Origin of the sequence: Clostridium sp. OM02-18AC (assembly GCF_003481825.1) — a bacterium.
Taxonomy (GTDB): domain Bacteria; phylum Bacillota; class Clostridia; order Lachnospirales; family Lachnospiraceae; genus Brotaphodocola.
Window position 1 is genome coordinate 63,635 of sequence record NZ_QULW01000007.1, and the last position, 20,940, is coordinate 84,574.

Annotated in this window: 20 protein-coding genes and 1 pseudogene; 17 read left to right on the plus strand and 4 right to left on the minus strand. The window is 48.8% G+C overall.

Annotated features, from left to right (window positions below; all coding sequences use genetic code 11):
- Positions 1-23: 23 nt before the first annotated feature.
- The 13 genes and pseudogenes from DXB18_RS06635 to DXB18_RS06700 all read left to right on the plus strand — a co-directional run bounded on the left by DXB18_RS06635 (position 24) and on the right by DXB18_RS06700 (position 12,667).
- Complete coding sequence (locus DXB18_RS06635; RefSeq protein WP_118543620.1) at positions 24-1,616, plus strand: peptide chain release factor 3; 1,593 nt, start codon at positions 24-26, stop codon at positions 1,614-1,616.
- 32 nt (positions 1,617-1,648) lie between these two features.
- Positions 1,649-2,095 carry a GatB/YqeY domain-containing protein gene (locus DXB18_RS06640; RefSeq protein WP_118543619.1) on the plus strand — a complete coding sequence of 149 codons (447 nt, stop codon included), beginning with the start codon at positions 1,649-1,651 and terminating at the stop codon, positions 2,093-2,095.
- An 80-nt stretch (positions 2,096-2,175) separates the two neighbouring features.
- A complete protein-coding gene (gene pepV, locus DXB18_RS06645) occupies positions 2,176-3,585 on the plus strand; it encodes a dipeptidase PepV (RefSeq protein WP_118706737.1) in 1,410 nt (469 codons plus the stop codon).
- 315 nt (positions 3,586-3,900) lie between these two features.
- Complete coding sequence (locus DXB18_RS06650) at positions 3,901-5,187, plus strand: O-acetylhomoserine aminocarboxypropyltransferase/cysteine synthase family protein (RefSeq protein ID WP_118543617.1); 1,287 nt, start codon at positions 3,901-3,903, stop codon at positions 5,185-5,187.
- A 95-nt stretch (positions 5,188-5,282) separates the two neighbouring features.
- Entirely contained in the window at positions 5,283-6,215 is a 933-nt protein-coding gene (cysK, locus tag DXB18_RS06655; protein WP_118543616.1) for a cysteine synthase A, read from the plus strand.
- A 121-nt stretch (positions 6,216-6,336) separates the two neighbouring features.
- The gene (locus DXB18_RS06660; protein WP_118543615.1) at positions 6,337-6,765 is read left to right on the plus strand and encodes an RrF2 family transcriptional regulator; all 429 of its coding nucleotides are present in this window, start codon (positions 6,337-6,339) and stop codon (positions 6,763-6,765) included.
- Between the two features lie 561 nt (positions 6,766-7,326).
- The gene (locus DXB18_RS06670; protein ID WP_182430503.1) at positions 7,327-8,346 is read left to right on the plus strand and encodes an ATP-binding cassette domain-containing protein; all 1,020 of its coding nucleotides are present in this window, start codon (positions 7,327-7,329) and stop codon (positions 8,344-8,346) included.
- Positions 8,336-9,001 carry a methionine ABC transporter permease gene (locus DXB18_RS06675; RefSeq protein WP_182430498.1) on the plus strand — a complete coding sequence of 222 codons (666 nt, stop codon included), beginning with the start codon at positions 8,336-8,338 and terminating at the stop codon, positions 8,999-9,001. The genes DXB18_RS06670 and DXB18_RS06675 overlap by 11 nt, the downstream gene beginning before the upstream one ends.
- A 164-nt stretch (positions 9,002-9,165) precedes the next feature.
- On the plus strand, positions 9,166-10,077 hold the full coding sequence (locus tag DXB18_RS06680) for a MetQ/NlpA family ABC transporter substrate-binding protein (protein WP_118706741.1): 912 nt from the start codon (positions 9,166-9,168) through the stop codon (positions 10,075-10,077).
- 165 nt (positions 10,078-10,242) lie between these two features.
- Positions 10,243-10,479: pseudogene (locus DXB18_RS06685) on the plus strand (PRC-barrel domain-containing protein); the annotation flags it as partial.
- 249 nt (positions 10,480-10,728) lie between these two features.
- Positions 10,729-11,613: an MBL fold metallo-hydrolase gene (locus DXB18_RS06690; RefSeq protein WP_118543612.1), complete on the plus strand. Its 885-nt coding sequence runs from the start codon at positions 10,729-10,731 to the stop codon at positions 11,611-11,613.
- 68 nt (positions 11,614-11,681) lie between these two features.
- Entirely contained in the window at positions 11,682-12,143 is a 462-nt protein-coding gene (gene nrdR, locus DXB18_RS06695) for a transcriptional regulator NrdR (protein ID WP_118543611.1), read from the plus strand.
- A 17-nt stretch (positions 12,144-12,160) separates the two neighbouring features.
- A complete protein-coding gene (locus tag DXB18_RS06700) occupies positions 12,161-12,667 on the plus strand; it encodes a YqeG family HAD IIIA-type phosphatase (RefSeq protein WP_118706817.1) in 507 nt (168 codons plus the stop codon).
- A 76-nt stretch (positions 12,668-12,743) separates the two neighbouring features.
- Here the strand turns inward: DXB18_RS06700 and DXB18_RS06705 are convergent, their stop codons facing one another.
- Entirely contained in the window at positions 12,744-13,328 is a 585-nt protein-coding gene (locus tag DXB18_RS06705) for a chromate transporter (protein WP_347560093.1), read from the minus strand.
- Positions 13,325-13,957 carry a chromate transporter gene (locus tag DXB18_RS06710; protein WP_118706743.1) on the minus strand — a complete coding sequence of 211 codons (633 nt, stop codon included), beginning with the start codon at positions 13,955-13,957 and terminating at the stop codon, positions 13,325-13,327. Before DXB18_RS06710 ends, DXB18_RS06705 begins: the two co-directional genes overlap by 4 nt.
- 182 nt (positions 13,958-14,139) lie before the next feature.
- Here DXB18_RS06710 and DXB18_RS06715 point away from each other — a divergent pair, with 182 nt between their 5' ends.
- The gene (locus tag DXB18_RS06715) at positions 14,140-15,084 is read left to right on the plus strand and encodes a LysR family transcriptional regulator (RefSeq protein ID WP_182430499.1); all 945 of its coding nucleotides are present in this window, start codon (positions 14,140-14,142) and stop codon (positions 15,082-15,084) included.
- Positions 15,085-15,110: 26 nt separating this feature from the next.
- On the opposite strand, the gene DXB18_RS06720 is transcribed toward DXB18_RS06715, so the two are convergent.
- Positions 15,111-16,163 (minus strand): helix-turn-helix domain-containing protein, encoded by a 1,053-nt coding sequence (locus DXB18_RS06720; RefSeq protein WP_118706745.1) that lies wholly within the window; start codon positions 16,161-16,163, stop codon positions 15,111-15,113.
- A 173-nt stretch (positions 16,164-16,336) separates the two neighbouring features.
- Here DXB18_RS06720 and DXB18_RS06725 point away from each other — a divergent pair, with 173 nt between their 5' ends.
- The 3 genes from DXB18_RS06725 (at position 16,337) to DXB18_RS06735 (ending at position 20,157) form a co-directional block, all read left to right on the plus strand.
- The gene (locus tag DXB18_RS06725; RefSeq protein ID WP_243103244.1) at positions 16,337-17,455 is read left to right on the plus strand and encodes a M20/M25/M40 family metallo-hydrolase; all 1,119 of its coding nucleotides are present in this window, start codon (positions 16,337-16,339) and stop codon (positions 17,453-17,455) included.
- 27 nt (positions 17,456-17,482) lie between these two features.
- Complete coding sequence (locus tag DXB18_RS06730; RefSeq protein WP_118543607.1) at positions 17,483-18,880, plus strand: YfcC family protein; 1,398 nt, start codon at positions 17,483-17,485, stop codon at positions 18,878-18,880.
- 107 nt (positions 18,881-18,987) lie between these two features.
- Positions 18,988-20,157, plus strand: a complete 1,170-nt coding sequence (locus tag DXB18_RS06735) for an amidohydrolase (protein WP_118543606.1) — start codon at positions 18,988-18,990, stop codon at positions 20,155-20,157.
- A 178-nt stretch (positions 20,158-20,335) separates the two neighbouring features.
- Here DXB18_RS06735 and efp read toward each other — a convergent pair whose 3' ends face one another.
- A complete protein-coding gene (efp, locus tag DXB18_RS06740) occupies positions 20,336-20,893 on the minus strand; it encodes an elongation factor P (RefSeq protein WP_118534287.1) in 558 nt (185 codons plus the stop codon).
- Positions 20,894-20,940: the final 47 nt, after the last annotated feature.

Sequence of the window (20,940 nt, forward strand, 5' to 3'; positions counted from 1 at the left end):
AATATAGAACGGAGGACAAACTTTTGTCGAATATAACAGAAGAAATCAAGAAACGAAGAACCTTTGCGATCATTTCCCACCCGGATGCCGGTAAGACAACCCTGACGGAGAAATTCCTGCTTTACGGAGGTGCCATTAACCTGGCAGGTACCGTAAAAGGAAGAAAGGCCGCAAAGCATGCCGTATCCGACTGGATGGAGATCGAGAAGGAGAGAGGTATTTCCGTAACCTCATCCGTTATGCAGTTTGAATACGATAACTACTGCATCAACATTCTGGATACCCCGGGACACCAGGACTTCTCTGAGGATACCTACCGTACCCTGATGGCGGCCGACAGTGCGGTCATGGTTATCGACGGTTCCAAGGGTGTTGAGGCACAGACCATCAAGCTGTTCAAGGTCTGTGTCATGAGAGGCATTCCGATCTTTACCTTTATTAACAAGATGGACCGCGAAGCGCGCGATCCGTTTGAACTGATGGATGAGATCGAGAACGTGCTTGGCATCCGTACCTGTCCGATCAACTGGCCGATCGGTTGTGGAAAGAACTTCAAGGGTGTGTATGACCGCCATGAGAAGACCATTACCACCTTCACGGCTGCCATGGGCGGACAGAAAGAGATCGATTCCCAGACCTTCCCGGTAGAGGGAACCGATGTCGAGGCGGTGATCGGAGCCGATTACCACCAGCAGCTGTTAGATGAGATCGAGCTTTTGGACGGCGCAGCCGATGAGTTTGACCAGGAACGTGTCAGCCGCGGTAATTTATCCCCGGTATTTTTCGGTTCTGCACTGACCAACTTTGGTGTTGAGACTTTCCTGCAGCATTTCCTGAAGATGACGACTTCCCCGCTGCCGAGAAAGGCGATCACAAGAGAGATCAGCCCGTTTAACGACGATTTCTCCGCGTTTGTCTTCAAGATCCAGGCAAACATGAATAAGGCACACCGCGACCGTATCGCGTTTATGCGTATCGTATCCGGCAAGTTCGAGGCCGGCATGGAAGTAAACCATGTGCAGGGCGGCAAGAAGATCCGCCTGTCCCAGCCGCAGCAGATGATGGCGCAGGACAGAAAGATCGTCGAGGAGGCATATGCAGGTGATATCATCGGTGTGTTCGATCCGGGTATTTTCTCGATTGGTGATACCTTATGTCTCTCCAACGAGAAGTTCGAGTTCGAGGGCATCCCGACCTTCGCACCGGAGCATTTCGCGCGTGTGCGCCAGATCGACACTATGAAGCGCAAACAGTTCTTGAAGGGTGTCAGCCAGATTGCCCAGGAGGGTGCGATCCAGATCTTCCAGGAGTTCAACACCGGTATGGAGGAGATCATCGTTGGCGTAGTCGGCGAGCTGCAGTTTGAGGTTCTGACCTACCGTCTGGAAAATGAGTACAATGTAGAGGTGAAGCTGGAGAAGCTGCCGTACGAGTACATCCGCTGGATCGAGAACAAGGACGAGATCGATGTGGCCAAGATCCAGGGTACCTCCGACATGAAGCGTATCAAGGACTTAAAGGACAACCCGCTTCTGATCTTTGTCAACAGCTGGAGCATCGGCATGGTAGAGGACCGCAACCCGGGATTAAAGCTGAGTGAGTTCGGGCGTAACTAGAAGTCATAAAAAATATATGGAGGAAATAAATCATGAGCAAGATTGACGTAGTAAGAGCTGCAATGGTAGAGGCAATGAAGGCAAAAGACAAGGCAAGAAAAGATTCCCTGTCCATGCTGCTTTCCGCACTGAAGAACGCGCAGATCGACAAGCGTGAGGAGCTGACGGAGGATGAAGAGAACGCCGTTGTTAAGAAGGAAATCCGCCAGACCCAGGAGACCTACGACATGGCTCCGGCAGACCGTACCGACATCCGCGAGGAAGCTGCTGCAAGACTTGCCGTTTACAAAGAGTTCGCTCCGGAAGATATGAACGTAGAGCAGATCACGGAGGTGATCAAGGGAGTTCTTGCAGAGCTTGGCATTGAGCAGCCGACCGGTGCAGACAAGGGCAAGATCATGAAGGTTCTGATGCCGAAGGTAAAAGGCAAAGCGGACGGTAAGCTGGTAAACCAGACTCTTGCCGGCATGATGAAATAAATCATTTCTGGACGCATTTGTGTGAATAACAGCGAAATGCTGTAAAATGACAAAAATAATAGACTTTGGGGGTTAATCTTATGTACAAAGAGAAAATCAGCGCCTGGGTGGACGCTCACAAAGATGAGATGATCGAAGATATCTGTGAACTCTGCCGCATCAACAGTGAAAAGATGCCGGAGGAAGAAGATATGGACATGCCGTTTGGTCCTGGTGCCGCAGAGTGTCTGGATACGGCTCTGGATATGGCGGAGGGTTACGGCTTTGAAACCTGCTCTTATGATGGATATGTGGGCTGCGTGGATATGAATGAGCTTCCGCGTCAGCTGGATATCCTGGCACATCTGGATGTCGTTCCGGCAGGAGAGGGCTGGACTGTGACAGAACCGTTCAAACCGATCGTAAAAGACGGAAAGCTTTACGGTCGCGGTACTGCAGACGATAAAGGACCGGCTGTGGCAGCACTGTATGCCATGCGTGCAGTCAAAGAACTTGGCATTCCGCTTAAGAAAAATGTGCGCCTGATCCTTGGTACGGATGAAGAGTGCGGCAGCAGCGATATCAAGTATTATTACAGCCAGGAAAAGGAAGCACCAATGACTTTTTCCCCGGATGCGGCTTATCCGCTGGTAAATACGGAGAAAGGCCGTTTTGCGGGACATTTTACCGCAGCGTTTGCGTGCTCGGATGCGCTTCCGAAGCTGGTTTCCATTCAGGCAGGCACCAAAGTGAATGTAGTGCCGGGAAAAGCAAAAGCTGTCGTGGAAGGTTTTGCAGAGACCGCTTTAACAACAGCAGCTGCTGAGACGGAAAAAGAAACCGGAATTCATTTTGATTTTGTCAGCGAGGGCGCAGTGACCACGGTAACTGCAACCGGAACCGGTGCCCATGCATCGACTCCGGAAGTGGGAAACAACGCGCTGACCGGACTTTTGGTATTCCTTGGAAAGCTGGCATTTGCACCGTGTGAGCAGATCGATATGGTGCGCAAGGCAGCAGCTCTGATCCCGCATGGTGATGTGACCGGACAGACGCTTGGTGTATCCATGGAAGATGAGATTTCCGGAAAACTGACCCTGTCTTTCAATATGCTGACGGTAGATGCCGGAAACCTGGACGGCAAGTTTGACAGCCGTGTTCCGGTATGCGGAAATGACGACAATGTGCTTGAAGTTGTGAGAAGCCGCATGGCAGAGCAGGGACTGACCCTGTTGAATAAAGATATGGTTCCGCCGCATCATGTATCGGGGGATTCCCATTTTGTAAAGACACTTCTTGCGGCGTTTGAAACTTATACCGGACGCAAAGGCGAATGCCAGTTCATGGGAGGCGGCACCTATGTGCACAGTCTTGCAAATGGTGTGGCATTTGGCGCTGCAATGCCGGAAACGGATAATAAAATGCATGGTCCGGATGAATTTGCAGTTGTTGAGGAACTGGTAGTAAGTGCCAAGATTTTTGCGCAGGCGATCGCAGATCTCTGCGGCTGATGAAAGATTAATAAGAAAAACTGGAAAGAAGGTACCGCAGGGTGCCTTCTTTTTTTACTTTGCATATTGAGGAGGCGCCGGTGGCGTGTCCGCTGATTTCTACTGTATGCAGGCAGAAGTGCTGAAAATTGTATTTATAGAAAAACATTGAAAAAACACCATAATACCTATTGACATAGTGGGTTAAAGGACTTACAATACGAAACAACGAATCACCTACAGAAATACAGGGTAATTCAAAAGAAGAAAACAATCTGAATAACTGAACAGGCGTAAAACCAGTTATGGATGAATTTGGAAAGGCAGGTACATACCATGAGCAAGAATTATAAGTTTGAGACCCTTCAGCTTCACGTAGGACAGGAGAGTGCAGATCCGGCAACCGACTCCAGAGCAGTACCGATTTACGCAACTACTTCTTATGTATTTAAAGATTCTGCACAGGCAGCAGGACGCTTCGCTTTAAGCGAGCCGGGAAACATTTATACCCGCTTAATGAACCCGACCTCTGATGTATTCGAGAAGAGAGTTGCAGCCTTAGAGGGTGGTATCGGAGCACTGGCTACCGCATCTGGTTCCGCAGCAATCGCTTATGCGATCCAGAATATCGCAAAGGCAGGAGACCATGTTGTATCTTCCAGCAATCTGTATGGCGGTACCACAAACCTGTTTGAGAACACACTGCCGGAGCAGGGAATCACTGCTACCCTGGTCGATCCGTCCGATCCGGAAAATTTTGAGAAGGCAATCCAGCCGAACACCAAGCTTCTTTACTCCGAGACACTTGGCAACCCGAACTCTGACGTGGTAGATCTGGAAGCAATCGCAGAGATCGCCCATCGTCATGGTATTCCGTTTATCGTGGACAGTACCTTTGCAACTCCGTATCTTTTACGTCCGATCGAGCATGGCGCTGATATCGTGGTACATTCTGCTACGAAGTTCATGGGTGGACATGGTACCGTAATGGGCGGCATCGTAGTAGACGGCGGTAAGTTCGACTGGGCTCAGAACGATAAGTTCCCGGGCTTAAGCAAACCGAACCCATCTTACCATGGTATTGTATTTACCGAAGCATGCGGAAATGCTGCTTACATCACCAAGCTCCGCACCACGCTGATGAGAGACTTAGGTGCTACCATTTCCCCGTTCAACTCTTTCCTGTTACTGCAGGGTCTGGAAACCCTGTCCTTAAGAGTAGAGCGCCACGTAGAGAACGCCCTGAAAGTGGTAGATTTCTTAAAGAATCATCCGCAGGTAGAGAAAGTAAACCATCCGTCTCTGGCTACTGGTCATCAGAAAGAACTGTACGACCGCTACTTCCCGAACGGTGCAGGTTCTATCTTTACTTTCGAGATCAAGGGCGATGTAAATACCGCAAAGAAATTCACCGAGAACCTGGAATTATTCTCCCTGCTTGCTAACGTAGCAGATGTAAAATCCCTGGTTATCCATCCGGCGTCTACCACCCACTCCCAGCTGGATGAGGAAGGACTTCTGGCATGCGGCATCAAACCGACCACAATCCGTCTTTCCATCGGTACCGAGCATATCGACGATATCATTGATGACTTAAAACATGGTTTTGAGGCAGTAAAGTAATTACAGATTAAAACAGGTCTGTCCGGTCATTTCCTTTGAACCGGGTGGATGATTTGATAATAAAACGTTGCGTGAATGCAAGGAGGACACAAAAAATGGCAAACATTTATACTTCTGCAGACCAGCTGATCGGAAAAACCCCTCTTCTGGAGCTCACAAATATTGAGAAAAAATATGGCTTAAAGGCGAAAATTCTGGCAAAGCTCGAGTATTTTAACCCGGCAGGTTCTGTAAAGGATCGTATTGCCAAGGCTATGATCGACGCAGCAGAGAAGAGCGGTCAGTTAAAACCGGACTCTGTGATCATTGAGCCGACCTCCGGCAACACCGGTATCGGTCTTGCATCGGTTGCAGCAGCCCGCGGCTACCGCATCATCATCGTTATGCCGGAGACCATGTCCGTTGAGCGCCGCCAGCTTATGAAAGCATATGGTGCAGAGCTGGTTCTGACGGAAGGTGCAAAAGGTATGAAGGGTGCCATTGCCAAGGCAGATGAGCTTGCAAAGGAGATCCCGGGTGCATTCGTGACCGGTCAGTTCGTAAACCCGGCAAACCCGAAAGCACACTTCGAGACCACTGGTCCGGAGATCTGGGAAGATACCGACGGAAAGGTAGATTATTTTGTAGCAGGTGTTGGTACCGGCGGTACCATTACTGGAACCGGTCAGTTCTTAAAATCCAAGAATCCGGATGTTAAGGTTGTCGCTGTAGAGCCGGCTACCTCTGCAGTACTTTCCACCGGTGTGGCAGGTGCCCACAAGATCCAGGGTATCGGTGCAGGCTTTGTTCCGGATGTACTGGATACCAAGATTTACGATGAAATCATTCCGGTCAGCAATGAAGACGCATTTGCAACCGGAAAAGAGGTAGGAAAGAATGAAGGCGTGCTGGTAGGTATTTCCTCTGGCGCAGCAACCTGGGCTGCCATTGAACTGGCAAAACGCCCGGAGAATGAGGGTAAGACAATCGTAGTGCTTCTGCCGGATACCGGAGACCGCTATCTGTCCACCCCGTTATTTGCAGACTGACCGTAACGGTTCCTATATCTGCGTACAGTCCGGATGAATTGGGACAGTCCGTACCGGCCCGGAAACAGGCGTGTGTTTCCGGGCGGAAATAGAATAGAATGAGAAGGATGGTTTGGGGATTATGATGATTTCAACAAGAGGAAGATATGCGCTGCGAGTCATGGTGGACCTGGCAGAACATGCCACCGGCGCCTTTACTCCGTTAAAGGAGGTGGCAGAGCGGCAGGATATCTCCCAGAAATATCTGGAATCGATCATGTCCAATCTGTCCAAATCCGGTTTTGTAGAAGGTGCTCAGGGAAAAGGCGGCGGTTATCGCCTGTCCCGAGCACCGGAAGATTATAAAGTCGGCGAGATCCTGCGCCTGACAGAGGGTTCTCTGGCTCCGGTTGCCTGTTTGGAAGCGGATGCCAAACCCTGTGCCATGTCCCCCCACTGCAGGACTCTGCCGATGTGGAACCGGCTCAATGAAACGATCAATCAGTTTTTTGACAGCTATACCATCGCCGATCTGATGCAGAGCGAAGACGGTGGGGACTACGTGATCTAAATGAGCAGTGCCAGCCGAAATTTTTACAGGAATTCTGCCGTGCTCGCACGAAGCAGAATTCCTGTGAAAATTTCGGCTGATAGGGCGAATGCCCTCAGCGAGGAAACGCAAAGCGTTTTCGAGCTGCCACTGCGAAACAGCCTGCGCCAAAGCGTTTTCGAGCTGGCACTGCGAAATTTCCAGAATATCCTTGACAAAACATAAAACCCGGCGTACAATACGCCACATAAGGTAAAATTAACGGAAACGGAGAACAGCTATGAATCAGTCCAAGACCATGCAGATGAATATGGCTATGATGTGCGGCATGATGATGAACATGTGCCGTATGTTCGTGTGCAATCAATTTCATCAGTAATCTGCAAGGTCAGGAAAGAGCATAGAAGGATCATATCGAATACGCATTCTAATTGCCGCAAACCTGTGCAGGTTTTGCGGCTTTTCTTGTTTCACAGGAAATTGCCTCTTATGAAACAAAATGCGTTGCGCAAAGTTTACGGAATAGGATATCCGAATATGATCTGGTTTACCGGATTCACAAAACAGGGAAAGGAAACTATCATGGCATCAGACGAAACCATCATCCAGTTAAAACACATGGGCAAAGAGTTTAAGACGGCGAATGGTCCGGTGAAAGCCTTAGACGACATTAATCTGGAAATTCGACGGGGCGAGATTTTTGGCATTATCGGTCTTTCCGGAGCAGGAAAGAGTACACTGGTACGCTGCATCAATATGCTGGAAATCCCAACCTCCGGTGAGGTTATTTTTGAAGGAGAGAATCTGGCGGCCTTAAGCGAGGCAGCGCAGAGAAAGGCAAGACAGTCCATGGGCATGATCTTCCAGCAGTTTAATCTGCTGGCTCAGAGAAACATCCTGAAAAATGTGTGCTTCCCGATGGAAATTGCAGGAGTTCCCAGGCAGCAGGCGAAGGAACATGCAATGGAACTGTTAAAACTGGTTGGTCTGGAAGACCGGGCGAAAGCATACCCGGCACAGCTTTCCGGCGGACAGCGCCAGCGCGTGGCGATTGCCCGTGCGATTGCAACGAATCCCAAAGTACTTCTTTGCGATGAAGCAACCAGTGCACTGGATCCGAACACCACCAAGTCCATTCTGGAGCTGATCAAACAGATCAACCGGGATCTGGGGATTACGGTGATCGTGATCACCCACGAGATGGCAGTCATTGAAGCAATCTGTGACCGTGTTGCCATCATCGATCACAGTCAGATTGCAGAGTCCGGACGGGTGTCGGAAATCTTTTCTGAGCCGAAATCCAGGATCGGCCGTCAGCTTATTCTTGGAGATGCGGTGGAGAATGTGAAGTTCGATGCTTCGAAAAAAATCCGTATCACATTCGATGGACGATCTTCCATGGAACCGGTGCTGGCGAATATGATCCTGGCAAGCAAAGTGCCGGTCAATATCCTGTATGCATCCACGAAAGACATTGGCGGTACGGCCTATGGACAGATGATCATTCAGCTTCCGGAAGATGAGGCAGATGCGGCGCGTGCCCTGCATTATTTGAAAACGGTGCAGGTACCATATGAGGAGGTGAGCGGCGATGTTATTTAGTCAGCAGATCATGGAACTGATCCGCAATGGAATCGGGGAAACGTTATGTATGGTGATCATTTCCACCGTGGTTTCTTATATTATCGGAATTCCGCTTGGTATTATTCTGGTAGTGACGGACAAAGAAGGCATCCGCCCGATCCCGGTCCTTCAGAAAATTCTGGGACTCGTCATCAACCTGCTCCGCTCGGTCCCGTTCCTGATCCTTCTGATCATGATGATTCCGGTCACCAGGAAAATCGTGGGAACGAGCCTTGGCTGGAAAGCAGTGGTTCCGCCGCTTGTAGCATCGGCAGCTCCGTATATTGCCCGCATGGTGGAATCGTCCTTTAAGGAAATCGATGCAGGAGTCATCGAGGCAGCGAAATCCATGGGCGCTTCTACGTTTCAGATCATCTGGAAGGTGCTGCTCCCGGAATCAAAGCCCTCTCTTTTGATCGGTGCAGCGATTTCTACGACCACGATCCTTGGATATTCTGCGATGGCAGGTGCGGTTGGCGGCGGCGGACTGGGCGGTATCGCGATCAACTATGGTTATTACCGTTATGAGACCGACATCATGCTGGTGACCGTAGCAATCCTGGTCATCATCGTCCAGATCATCCAGGAGATCGGCATGAGACTGGCAAGAAAGAGTGACAAACGGATCCGTTAAGAAATGGAACGCATCGGAATCCGATGCGGAAACTGGAAAAATCCGGCAGAACAGAAAATTGTTCTGGCAGACCGGAAATGACAGGCATGGATTTAGCAGCCGCAGGACGGCTGTCGGCCAAAGGCCATATAAATCAAAATTATTCATTGAGGAGGATCAGTATTATGAAAAAGAACATTGGTGTAATTGCAGCAGCATTTTTAGCAGCAGCAGCCCTGAGCGCATGCGGCGGCAGCAAACCGGCTGAGACGACTGCAGCAGAGACAAAGGCAGAGGCAGCTGAGACGACTGCAGCGGAGAGCAGCGCAGAGGCAGAGAGCAGCGAAGCAGAAGCAAAGACGGACGATTTAAAGGAACTGACGGTAGGTGCGAGCCCGGCTCCTCACGCAGAGATCCTGGAGGCTGCAAGAGAAGAACTGGCAAAGAAAGGGTATGATTTAAAAATCGTTGAGTATACCGATTATGTTCAGCCGAACCTGGCACTGGACGCTGGCGATCTGGATGCAAACTACTTCCAGCATCTTCCGTATCTGGAGCAGTTCAATGAGGAGAGAGGAACCAAGTTAGTCAGCGCAGGTAAGATCCACTACGAGCCGTTTGGCATTTACGCAGGCAAGACCGCATCCTTAGACGAGCTGGCAGACGGCGCAAAGGTTGCTGTACCAAACGATGCAACCAACGAGGCACGTGCACTGCTTCTTCTGGAAGCACAGGGTCTGTTAAAGTTAAAAGATGGCGCAGGCTTAAAGGCAACCAAGACCGATATTGTTGAGAATCCGAAGAACCTGGATATCCTGGAGGTTGAGGCAGCACAGGTTCCGCGTTCCCTTCCGGATGTTGACATTGCAGTTATCAACGGGAACTACGCAATCGAGGCTGGTTTAAAGGTATCTGACGCACTGGCTGTTGAGGCTTCTGACTCTGAGGCAGCCACTACCTACGGCAACGTGGTAGCAGTGCAGGAGGGCAAGGAAGAGGATGAGAAGACCAAAGCCCTGATGGAGGCACTGACCAGCGACACCGTAAAAGAGTTCATGGAACAGACCTACGAGGGCGCAGTTGTTCCGTTATTCTAAGAAGCGTGGTAACTGTTCAGTAGGTCTGCGCATTTACTGCGCTGACCGTAAGAAAACATAGGCTGGCAGGCAAGTGACAAACAGAAAAGGATACGCATAGACTACAGTAAGGAATTTTCGGTTCCGGACGTGGGCTATGCGTATTTTTGATTTAAAAAAAAAGAAGTCATCAATATCTGCGACTGCAAAAAACTTGGATTTGTGGGGGATGTAGAGTTTAATCCGGAAAATGGCTGCATTACACATCTGATCGTTCCGGGACCAGGGTGTCTTTGTGGGATTTTCGGACGAGAGAAAGAATATATCATCCCGTTCAAAGATGTTTGTCAGATCGGCGATGATATTATCCTGGTGGAAGTAAAAAAACTGAAAGAGATCGAGAAAGCGTGTAAATGCGACTGAAGGATTGCCGGACATGTATGCATAAACATGTTGCACAAATAGCAATGGTAACAGCGTAACAGCGCAACAGCTCGGAATCGGGGTGTTTTATGAATGTTTACAAAAACAGCGGAGCGGGCTATACTGTAAGGAGCAGGGAAGATAACATTTCTGTTTATGCAGCGTGCGTGAACAGCGATCAAATGACTGTTGAAAAGAATGTGCAAGAAAAACATGCAGGAAAACATGTAAAAAACAGGAGGATTTACAATGGAGAAGACGGAAAATTATGGCGTGGTAAGTCTGCGCTGGCTGAACGGACAGTGTTACGAGATCAGACTTTCAAATGGAAAAGTGATCCTGACGGATCCGATGATCAGCGATCCGGTATCGGATGCCCCATGGCTGAAATTTTACAGGATTCCAAAAGAGTACGGAATTACTCCGGAAAGTGTTGAGCGGGTGGACTATCTGATCCTGAATCATACCCATTGCGATCATATTTCCGATGTGGAATATTACATCAAGAAATTTAATCCGATGGTGATCTGTCATGAAGCGGTTGCCTATGAGCTGGCCAAAGCATTTGACATTCCATTTACTTCGGTATATGCGGTTGGCAGTGAGGAAACCCATGAATTTCTGGATTTCAAAATGGAAACACTCCATGGAACACACAATGAGCAGGGAATGAAGTATTCGACGATGGCGAATATTCTGGAAGAAGATTACGGCATTGGCGGACCGGGAACCAGAGAATTGGGACATCTTGGCGGACTGATCCAGCTGAATTTCATTCTCACAACAAAGGAAAATTTCAAAATTGCATTTGTCGGCGGACGTCTGGATGCAATGTGGTCCAGACCGATGATCCGTGCAGTGGCAAAAGCAGAGCCGAATATCATGATCCGCCAGGTATCCGGAAGACTTCCGGAAAACCCGGAACAGATCTATGCCGATGAGATTGAGCAGACAGGTGTAAGACTGATGCTTCCGATGCATCATGAAAAGTATGATATCAGCGAGAAGGAAACACTGGCAAACCTGATCGAAAAGACCAATATTATGCTGCAGGAACGCGGAGTAAATGCCAATATGGTAAATCCGGTGAGAGGCAGATGGTATCAGCTCGGAATCAGTTTTCGTGAGATCTAAAATTACTTGCGTGAAGCTGATAAATGGGTTAAAATACTGACAAAGAACTTCTACAGGAGGAAACTATCTTGAAGTGCCCATTTTGCAGCGCAGCAGATACTAAGGTCATTGATTCCAGACCGGCAGAGGACAACAGCTCGATCCGCCGCCGTCGTCAGTGCGTTGTCTGCGGAAAGCGTTTTACTACATACGAGAAACTGGAAACCATGCCTCTCATGGTCATCAAAAAAGACCAGTCGAGGGAGCCGTATGACCGTTCTAAGATCGAAGCCGGAGTTGTCCATTCCTGCCATAAACGACCGGTATCCATCCAGCAGATCAACCAGATGATCGATGAAATTGAAAACCAGATCTTTACCATGGAGGATCGGGAAGTAGAAACCTCGCAGATCGGCGAGCTTGTCATGCAGAAACTGAAACAGCTGGACGAGGTTGCTTATGTGCGCTTCGCGTCTGTTTACCGGGAGTTCAAGGATGTGAATACCTTTATGGAGGAACTTGGCAAGCTCCTGGAGAATAAACGAAAGTAGGCAGGAAAACAGACGTGATATTAAAACCATTTTATCCGAAAGAATGGGTGGACAGCACCTATGAAATTGACTGGGAAGGCTGGAAAGCGCGTGGGAAAAAGGGCGTTATTTTTGATATTGACAACACCCTGGTCCCTCACGGGGCACCGGCAGACAGCAGGGCGATCACCCTGTTTGAGCAGCTTTATGCGCTTGGGTTTCGGACATGCCTGTTATCGAATAACAAGGAACCGCGTGTGAAATCATTCGCAGACCAGGTTCATTCTCCCTATATTTACAAAGCGGGAAAACCGGGTATAAAAAACTACGACCGTGCTGTGCGTGAGATGGGACTTCGCAAAGAAGAAGTCCTGTTTGTAGGGGACCAGCTTTTTACCGATGTGTATGGTGCCAACCGGGCCGGACTTTATGGAATCCTGGTAAAACCGATCAATCCAAAAGAAGAGATCCAGATTGTTCTAAAGCGGTATCTGGAGGCGGTTGTGCTATTCTTTTATAGACGGAAACAGAAAAAACAGGGATGAGATCCCTGTTTTTTTCTTGTTGCTTTGCATATCGAGAAGGTGCCGGTGGCGCCTCCTCTGCTTTGCAGCCCCTTTTTCATATTACGGGGAAGTATGTCAGAAAAATCTGATAGAGCACTTCCGCGAATCCGCACGAAACCATGACCTTGATCGGATCAATCTTCACCTTGCGCAGAAAGAACAACGCAGTGAAAAAGTAGATCAGATAGCGCAGCTGCAGATTACCGCCGGTGATGGAAATGCTTCCATCGAGGAAAAAGGTCGGGATCAGAATGGTGATTCCGGCAGTCAGGATCATGGCAACTACAGCTGGCCGCAGGGATTCCAGAATTCCTTTCATCAGGCGCAGATTGCGGTATTTTGCGTAAAGCTTCGCAAGGATCGTCACAAAGATGCAGGAAGGAAGAATACAGCCGAGGGTGGCAATCAGGGCACCTGGAATTCCTGCCACCTGGTTGCCGACAAAGGTGGAGGAGTTGACGGCGATAGGACCTGGTGTCATCTCTGCGATGGTGATCAGATTTGTAAAATCATTTAAGGTAAGCCAGTGATATTTATCGATCACCTGGGCCTGGATCAGCGGCATTGCGGCATATCCGCCGCCAAAGCTGAAGGCACCGATCTGCAGAAATGCGAAGAAAAGCTGAAAGTAAATCATCATTCGTTTTCTCCTTTCCCGGCAGACGGAATGTTTTCCCGTCTGACCGTGATCACCGTGCGGAACGCACCGATCAGTGCAGTTACAAGAATGATCAGAATCACGTTGATTTTTAAGATATAGTTGGCAATGAAGGCCGCGATCATGATCAGTGCCAGAGTGAGGGAGCGCAGCTTCAGAACCCCGCCGCCCATGTCGTATACAACGGAGATGATGACAGCGCCGACTCCGGCCCGCATGCCGTTTAGCAGATTTTGAATAAAGAAGCTTTCGCGGAATGCGTTGTAAAACGCTGAGACTGCAGTGATGATGACAAACGGCGGAAGGATCGCACCGAGGATCGAGCAGAGGATTCCGGGCATTCCGGCAAGCTTATACCCGACAACAATGGCACCGTTGACGGCGATCGCACCGGGTGAAGACTGGGCGATCGCGATCAGATCCAGCATTTCCGTTTCATCGATCCAGTGAAGTTCGTCTACAAATTTGGTTTTCAGGAGACTGACAATTACGTATCCGCCGCCAAACGTGAAGGTGCTTAAGTAGAGGGTAGAAAAAAATAATTTTTTCAGAACGGAAGCATTCGACTGTTTTAGGGAGGCTTCCTGCGTAGGATTGTTGTGATGTTCCATAGAGATAGATTACCATTCCTTTCGTTTCCATATATAATTCGGAGTAGTTTTGCTGTTCCTGATATACTATAGCACTGGACGGATTATATGAAAAATAATATAATTATATAACAATGATAATAAAAACAATATGATTGGCCTTTGATACAAGGAAAGAGAGGAAGAAAGGGAGGCATAGTATCATGACAATCCGGCATATGAGGATTTTTCGGGCGGTGATCGAGAATGAAAACAATCTGACGAGGGCAGCGCGTCAGCTTTATATGGCACAGCCTGCTGTGACGCTGGCAATCCAGGAACTGGAAGAATATTATGGTGTGAATCTCTTCGACCGGTTGGGAAAAAGGCTGTATTTGACAGAGGCAGGAAAGCAGTTTCAGGATTATGTGATCCGTATTCTTGGTCTGTTTGATGATATGGAAGAAGGCATGCGCAGTTGGGGAAGCAAAGGCATGCTGCGTATTGGAAGCAGTGTGACAATTGGTTCCCAGTTTCTGCCAGGGTATGTGGAAAGTTATGCGCATACGCATCCGGATGTGAATACGCAGGTCTTGATTGGAGCGTCGGATCTGATCGAGAAAAAGATTCTCAGCAATGATCTGGATATTGGATTGGTGGAGAGTCCGGTTCATGAGAAGAATCTGATAGCAGAACAATATATGGAGGACTATCTGGTAGCAGTTGCGCCGGGAAAAGACTGGGAGCGAGGAATGGATGCATCAGGAAACGGGGATTCAGAAAGAATTCAAATGTCAGCAGAAGAGTTTGCACTGCAGCATTTGCTTTTACGTGAACCGGGAAGTGGGACAAGAGAGTCCTTTGATAAGGTGATGGCACAGCATCAGATTTTTGTAAAGCCGTCCTGGGAGGCAACCAGTACGACAGCGCTTGTAAATGCAGTGATTTCCGGACTGGGGATTTCGGTTGTGCCCAGACGAATGGTTGAGATTCCGCTCCGTGATGGGAAAATACGTGAGATCCAGATCGATGGGGTGGAATTTAAACGGTACTTTTATCTGGTCTATCATCGGGACAAATTGCTTACCGCACCAATCCGGGAATTCATGGACGTGTGCAGAAATTATGAAAACAGCCATTCTCAGCCGGAGTACAGCGGACTGTTCTGAATGTATATAAGACAGTCATGGGAATTTTACGGCTCTTTTTCCTGCAAACAGATATAGCGGATATACGAAGCATAAAGTGCCATCAGATCATACGCATCATTTAAATCTTTCCCGCACAGCTCTTTGATCCGGCGGATCCGGTAAGGGATGCTGTTGCGATGGACATGCAGTTTGGCGCTCAGCTTCTGGATGTCTCCGCTGCACTGAATGTAGGAGACAACCGTTTCTGCTAACTGGGCACTGGAACCTTTTTCTTTCAGAATGGAAAAATCATGCTCCAGCCCTGGTATGTCAGCGTGACTGAGTACCAGGGCAGTTTTCATATAATCATAGTCGTAACACCCAAGGTCAGGAAACAGAAGCTGACCGAGTGAGAGACATTCGCGCGCAAGGGCACAGCCGGCAGAAAGGTTTTTCTGATTTTTGCAGAACGCAGCCGGAAATTTGGAAAGCACGGCAAGGAGTCGGTGAAATCGTTTGTCGTAGCCCGGCTCCTCTTTGATTAAGATCAGTTGCGTATCGGGAGAGAGGGAAACCATGGCATCTTTCTCATCAAGAAGATTTTGGATCATGGGGATGAGCACGGGAAATGTTTCCGATTGCGGCTGAAAAACAAGCATGGTGTGCGGTGACAGAATCTGGAAGCCAAATTCTTCGCCGCGTTTTTGAAATGCTTCACTGTACGGAGGCTGCATATGGAGCCATTCAAACAGAAACTGGTCGCGTTCTTTGGTTTGTGCCTGGACATTTCTGGAATTCAGCAGTTCTTCATACATCAGCTCCACAGCAGAACTTAAGATGGTTGCCTGTCTGAGAGAATCAGAAGCAGCAGAAGGAAGAACCAGCGCACCGATCCGGCTGTTCTGATAGCGCAGCGGTGCGGCGGCACCGGAAAACTGTCCGGGTTCCAGGGAAGAGGCGGGACCATTATGGTTCAGGCACTGGATGGCGAGGAGGTTTAAAGATCCGATCTGATCCGGGCTTGTGGATGCAACAACGCGTCCGCTGGCATCGCAGATCAGCAGTCCGTCAGGCGTGTGCTCTTTCAGTTTTGCGGCGATCTGATTCATGATGGTCATGTCCAAGAAAATCCCTCCTCCGTGTTTTTATACTATTATAATAAAATAATAGAAAAAAACAAGGAAAATGAGAACGATATTTATGCATTTGCACAAAAATAGAGAAAAAAACTACTGGATTTAACCAATAGTTTTTTCGCTGGCCCGGTGCTAAAATCTTCATAGGGCAATGATTGGGAAAGGAGGTATACAAAATCGAAGGAACCGTTGCACGTTTTATGCGATATGCAGACTGCGGAAGTGAAACGCATCATGAACGCGCATTCTGCGAGTATATGGAACAGGAACTAAATGCCATGGGAATTGCGTTTGAGCGTCAGCTTCTGGACAGCCAGGTGGTTACGGATGGATGGAATATTCTGGCGAAGATACCAGGGCAGAGTGACAAAAAGCCGCTGCTATTTGTTCTTCATCTGGATACCGTAGCACCAGGCAGTCAGGTGAAATCCTATGTAAAAGATGGGAAAATTTACAGTGCCGGAAACAGTGTCCTGGGGGCAGATGGAAAACTTGCGATTGCCCTGGTTATGGAAGCGTTGGCAGAACTGAAGGAAAAGAAGGAAGCGTTCCGACCGGTAGAGCTTTTGTTCACGGTATGTCAGGAACTGGGGTCTCATGGGGCAAAGTTTGCGGATTATTCGCATGTGGAAAGTGAAGAAGCACTGATACCAGACCATTATATTACTGGAGAAATATTGCTTTGCACACCATCCAGACATTTTATTCATGTAGAACTGATGGGACAGGGAGCCCATGTTATAAGAAAAAATGAACCTGGCGTGAATGCTTTGGCTGCTGCCGTTGAGATCCTTCATCAGATTCCCATGGGGCAGGTGGACGAAAATCTCCGGATCAATGTATTTGACCTGGTTTCCCTGTCACCGTCCAATGCAGTTCCGGGTCATGCCCGTTTCGACATGGAGATTCGCACATTTGGTTCTGAAAAATGGGAACAGGTTTCCGCGGATATGTTTCGGATCATGGAAGATACCGCAAAAAGAACCGGCTGCCGCTGTAACATCAGCACGGAATGCGATTTCCCGGAGTCTGATTTTTCCGTTAATGAGGATATGCTGAAACGTCTGGAAAACATTTATGCCAGCGTTGGAATTCCCATGAAGCGGACGAGATCGTTTGGGGTCATGGATGCGACCTGCACACAGCAGATTGGGATCCGCAGCATTCCGATCGGACTTTCCATTTATCATTCGCATAGTGCCGGTGAATATGTCGTCATTGAGGAAATGGAGAACATGTTACAGCTGATAAAGCAGATTCTGAAAGAATTCTGACTGCTTTACAGTAGAAAGGGGAAAAACATGAGTAAAGACACAAAAAAAGCATCCCGCACCATGAACCCGTTTATTCCGCTGGTCATCATGGTGATCTTATGTACCATCGTATCGTATTTTGTGAAACCTGGTGCTTACGACCGTGAAACCGTGGATGGCGTGACCCGGGTGCTTGCAGACAGTTACCATGCGGTAGACCGGACGCCGGTATCGATTTTTCAGATGTTCCGTTCGATTCCGGAAGGCATGACAGCAACCGCAAATATGATGTTCTGTATCATGATCATCGGCGGTGTTGTAGAAATCTATAAGCGCACGGATACCGTTGGCGCAGCCATCAACAGCGTGCTGAAGGCATCCGAAAAGCTCAGCAGCCAGGTGATCATCGCGATTGTCATGATCGTCTTCTTTATCCTGGGCGGTATCCTGGGATGGAGCGAACATATCATTCCGTTCGTACCGATCATCATTTCCCTGGCATTATCCCTGGGGTACGATTCCCTGGTTGGTATGGCAATCTCTGGTTTTGCCTGCCTGATCAGTTTTGCGGTAGCACCGTTTAACATGTTTACTGTAGGTGTTTCCCATACCATCGCAGAACTGCCGATGTTCTCCGGATGGGAACTTCGTTTCCCGGCTCTGTTCTGTGTCTGGATCTTAAGCCTGGTCTGGACGATGCGCTATGCGAAAAAAGTAAAGGCGGATCCGTCTAAGAGTCTGGTCAAAAACATTGATACTTCTTCCCTCCGCATTCCGGTAGATCCGAACCTGAAATTTGATGCGCCGAAGAAGGTTTCTGCCCTGGTACTTCTGGTTACGATCCTGGTTACCATCTACGGCATCCTGAACTTAAAGTGGTCTTACACCGAGATGGCAACCGTATTCTTAATGGGTGCCCTGATTGTATGCGTGGTAAACCGCGTTGGAATGAGCGATGGCATCAACATGATCCTGGATGGATGCCGCGGCGCATTTGCCGGTGCCCTGATCATTGGTATTGCAAGATCCGTACAGTGGACCATGACTACCGGCGGTCTGGTAGATCCGCTGGTACACAGCCTTTCCGGTCTGATGAACGGCGCATCTGCTTATGTCAGCGCAGTCGGCATGTTTATCGTGAACTTCTTCATCAATGCACTGATCCCGTCCGGATCCGGTCAGGCAACTGCAGTGATGCCGATCATGGTTCCGCTTGCAGATATGCTTCATATTACCAGACAGACTGCAGTTATGGCATTCCAGTTTGGTGATGGTATCTCCAATACCTTCTGGTTTACCAACGGAACCCTGTTAATTTACCTGTCCCTGGCAAAAGTGCCGTTAAAGAGCTGGTATAAATTTATTCTGCCGTTACAGGGCATGTTCCTGGTAATGCAGCTGGTATTCCTGTACATTGCGGTAGCAATCGGATATGGTCCGTTCTAAAAATAAGAACGGAGTGATGAAAACACCGGCTTACTTCACTGCAGGGCATGCGTGCAGACTGTAGCGAAGTGAGCCGTGTATAAAGTGTGGAGAGGAGCGCGTACTTTATGAACGTAATGGAAGAAGTATTAAAACAGAAAGAGTATACAATCTCCATGCGCCGGATGTTTCACCGTCATCCGGAACTGAGCATGAAGGAGAACGGTACCGCTAAGCGGATCCGTGCAGAACTGGACAAGATGGGAATCCCATACGAAACCGTAGGGGAAACCGGAACCATCGCAACCCTGAAAGGAAAGAAAGACCATCCGGTTATCGGTCTGCGCTGTGACATTGATGCGCTTCCGATCACGGAGGTGAAGAATCTGGAATTCAAATCCGAAAACCCGGGCGTTATGCATGCATGTGGTCATGACGGACATATCAGCATGCTGCTGACGGCGGCAAAGGTTCTTTCGGAACATCGCGATGAACTAAACTGTACCGTAAAATTCATCTTCCAGCCGGCAGAAGAGCAGATGAACGGAGCACTTCAGATTTTAAACTCCGGAAAGCTGGGAGAGCTGGATACGGTAGCAGGAATGCATATTTTCCCGTACTTAAAGACCGGAACCATTTCGGTGGATCCGGGACCGCGTTATACTTCAGCAGGTTTTATGAATATTAAGATCATCGGACACAGTGGACATGGTGCCATGCCGCAGTATTCCGTTGACCCGATCTATGTAGGCGCCAAGGTGATCGATGCGCTGCAGAGCCTGGTCAGCAGGGAAACCAATCCGATGGATACGGTTGTGGTCAGCATCTGTACGTTCCATGCAGGAACTCTGGCGAACATTATCGCAGAGACAGCCGAGATGAGCGGAACCGTCCGCACGTTTAACCCGGAATTGCAGAAAAAACTTCCAGGTATGATCGAGCGGGTGATCAAGAGCACCTGTGAGGCTTACCGTGCGTCGTATGAACTGGATTATTATACCGATATCCCGGCCACGATCAACGATAAGCATTGCAGTGAGATTGCTGAAGAATCCGTAAAGAAGATCCTGGGCGAAGAGGGTGTCATCCATTATGAGGGCACACCGGGCGGCGAAGATTTCTCTTATTTCCTGGAAAAATTCCCGGGCGTGTATGCGTTTATCGGGTGCAGAAACGAGGAAAAAGACTGCTGCTATCCGCTGCATCATGAGCGCTTTGATCTCGATGAGGAGGCATTGCCAAATGGTGCTGCATTTTATGTGCAGTATCTTCTGGACGCGCAGGAGAAGTTTGGCTGATGTTCACGGACAGAAATTTTCTGAATCAGCGGACATGTCACGGGTGACTTGGCAGTCCATGCGAAAGTATGATGTATCAATAAAAAAGAGGCGGTTCCTGAAACAGGAATCGCCTCTTTTCAATTCTTTTCCGTGCGCCCTGCGGCGCGTGTTTTAAGATCGGAAACGGTACAGCGTATTAAACTCTGGACAGATACTCACCGGTACGGGTGTCGATCTTGATCTTATCACCGTTGTCAACGAACAGCGGAACGTATACGGTTGCGCCAGTCTCAACGGTTGCCGGCTTGGTAGCGCCCTGTGCGGTATCGCCCTTGAAGCCCGGCTCGGTGTTGGTGATCTCGAGCTCTACGAATAACGGCGGCTCTACGGAGAATACTTTACCGTTGTAAGAGCAGATCTTAACAACCTCATTCTCCTTAACGAACTTTAATGCATCACCGATCACGTCTGCTGCGAGAGCCATCTGCTCGTAGTTCTCCATGTTCATGAAGTTGTACAGATCGCCATCTTCATACAGATACTGCATATCTACACGGTCGATTCTTGCAGACGGGAACTTCTCGGTCGGACGGAAGGTTCTCTCTACTACGGAACCGGTCATAACATTTTTGATTTTGGTTCTTACGAAAGCAGCACCCTTACCCGGTTTTACATGCTGGAACTCTACGATCTGGTATACGTTACCCTCGATTTCCAGAGTAATGCCGTTTCTAAAATCACCTGCTGAAATCATGTGATATTCCTCCTTGAATTTGCGTACTCGCGATTAATCTACTATAT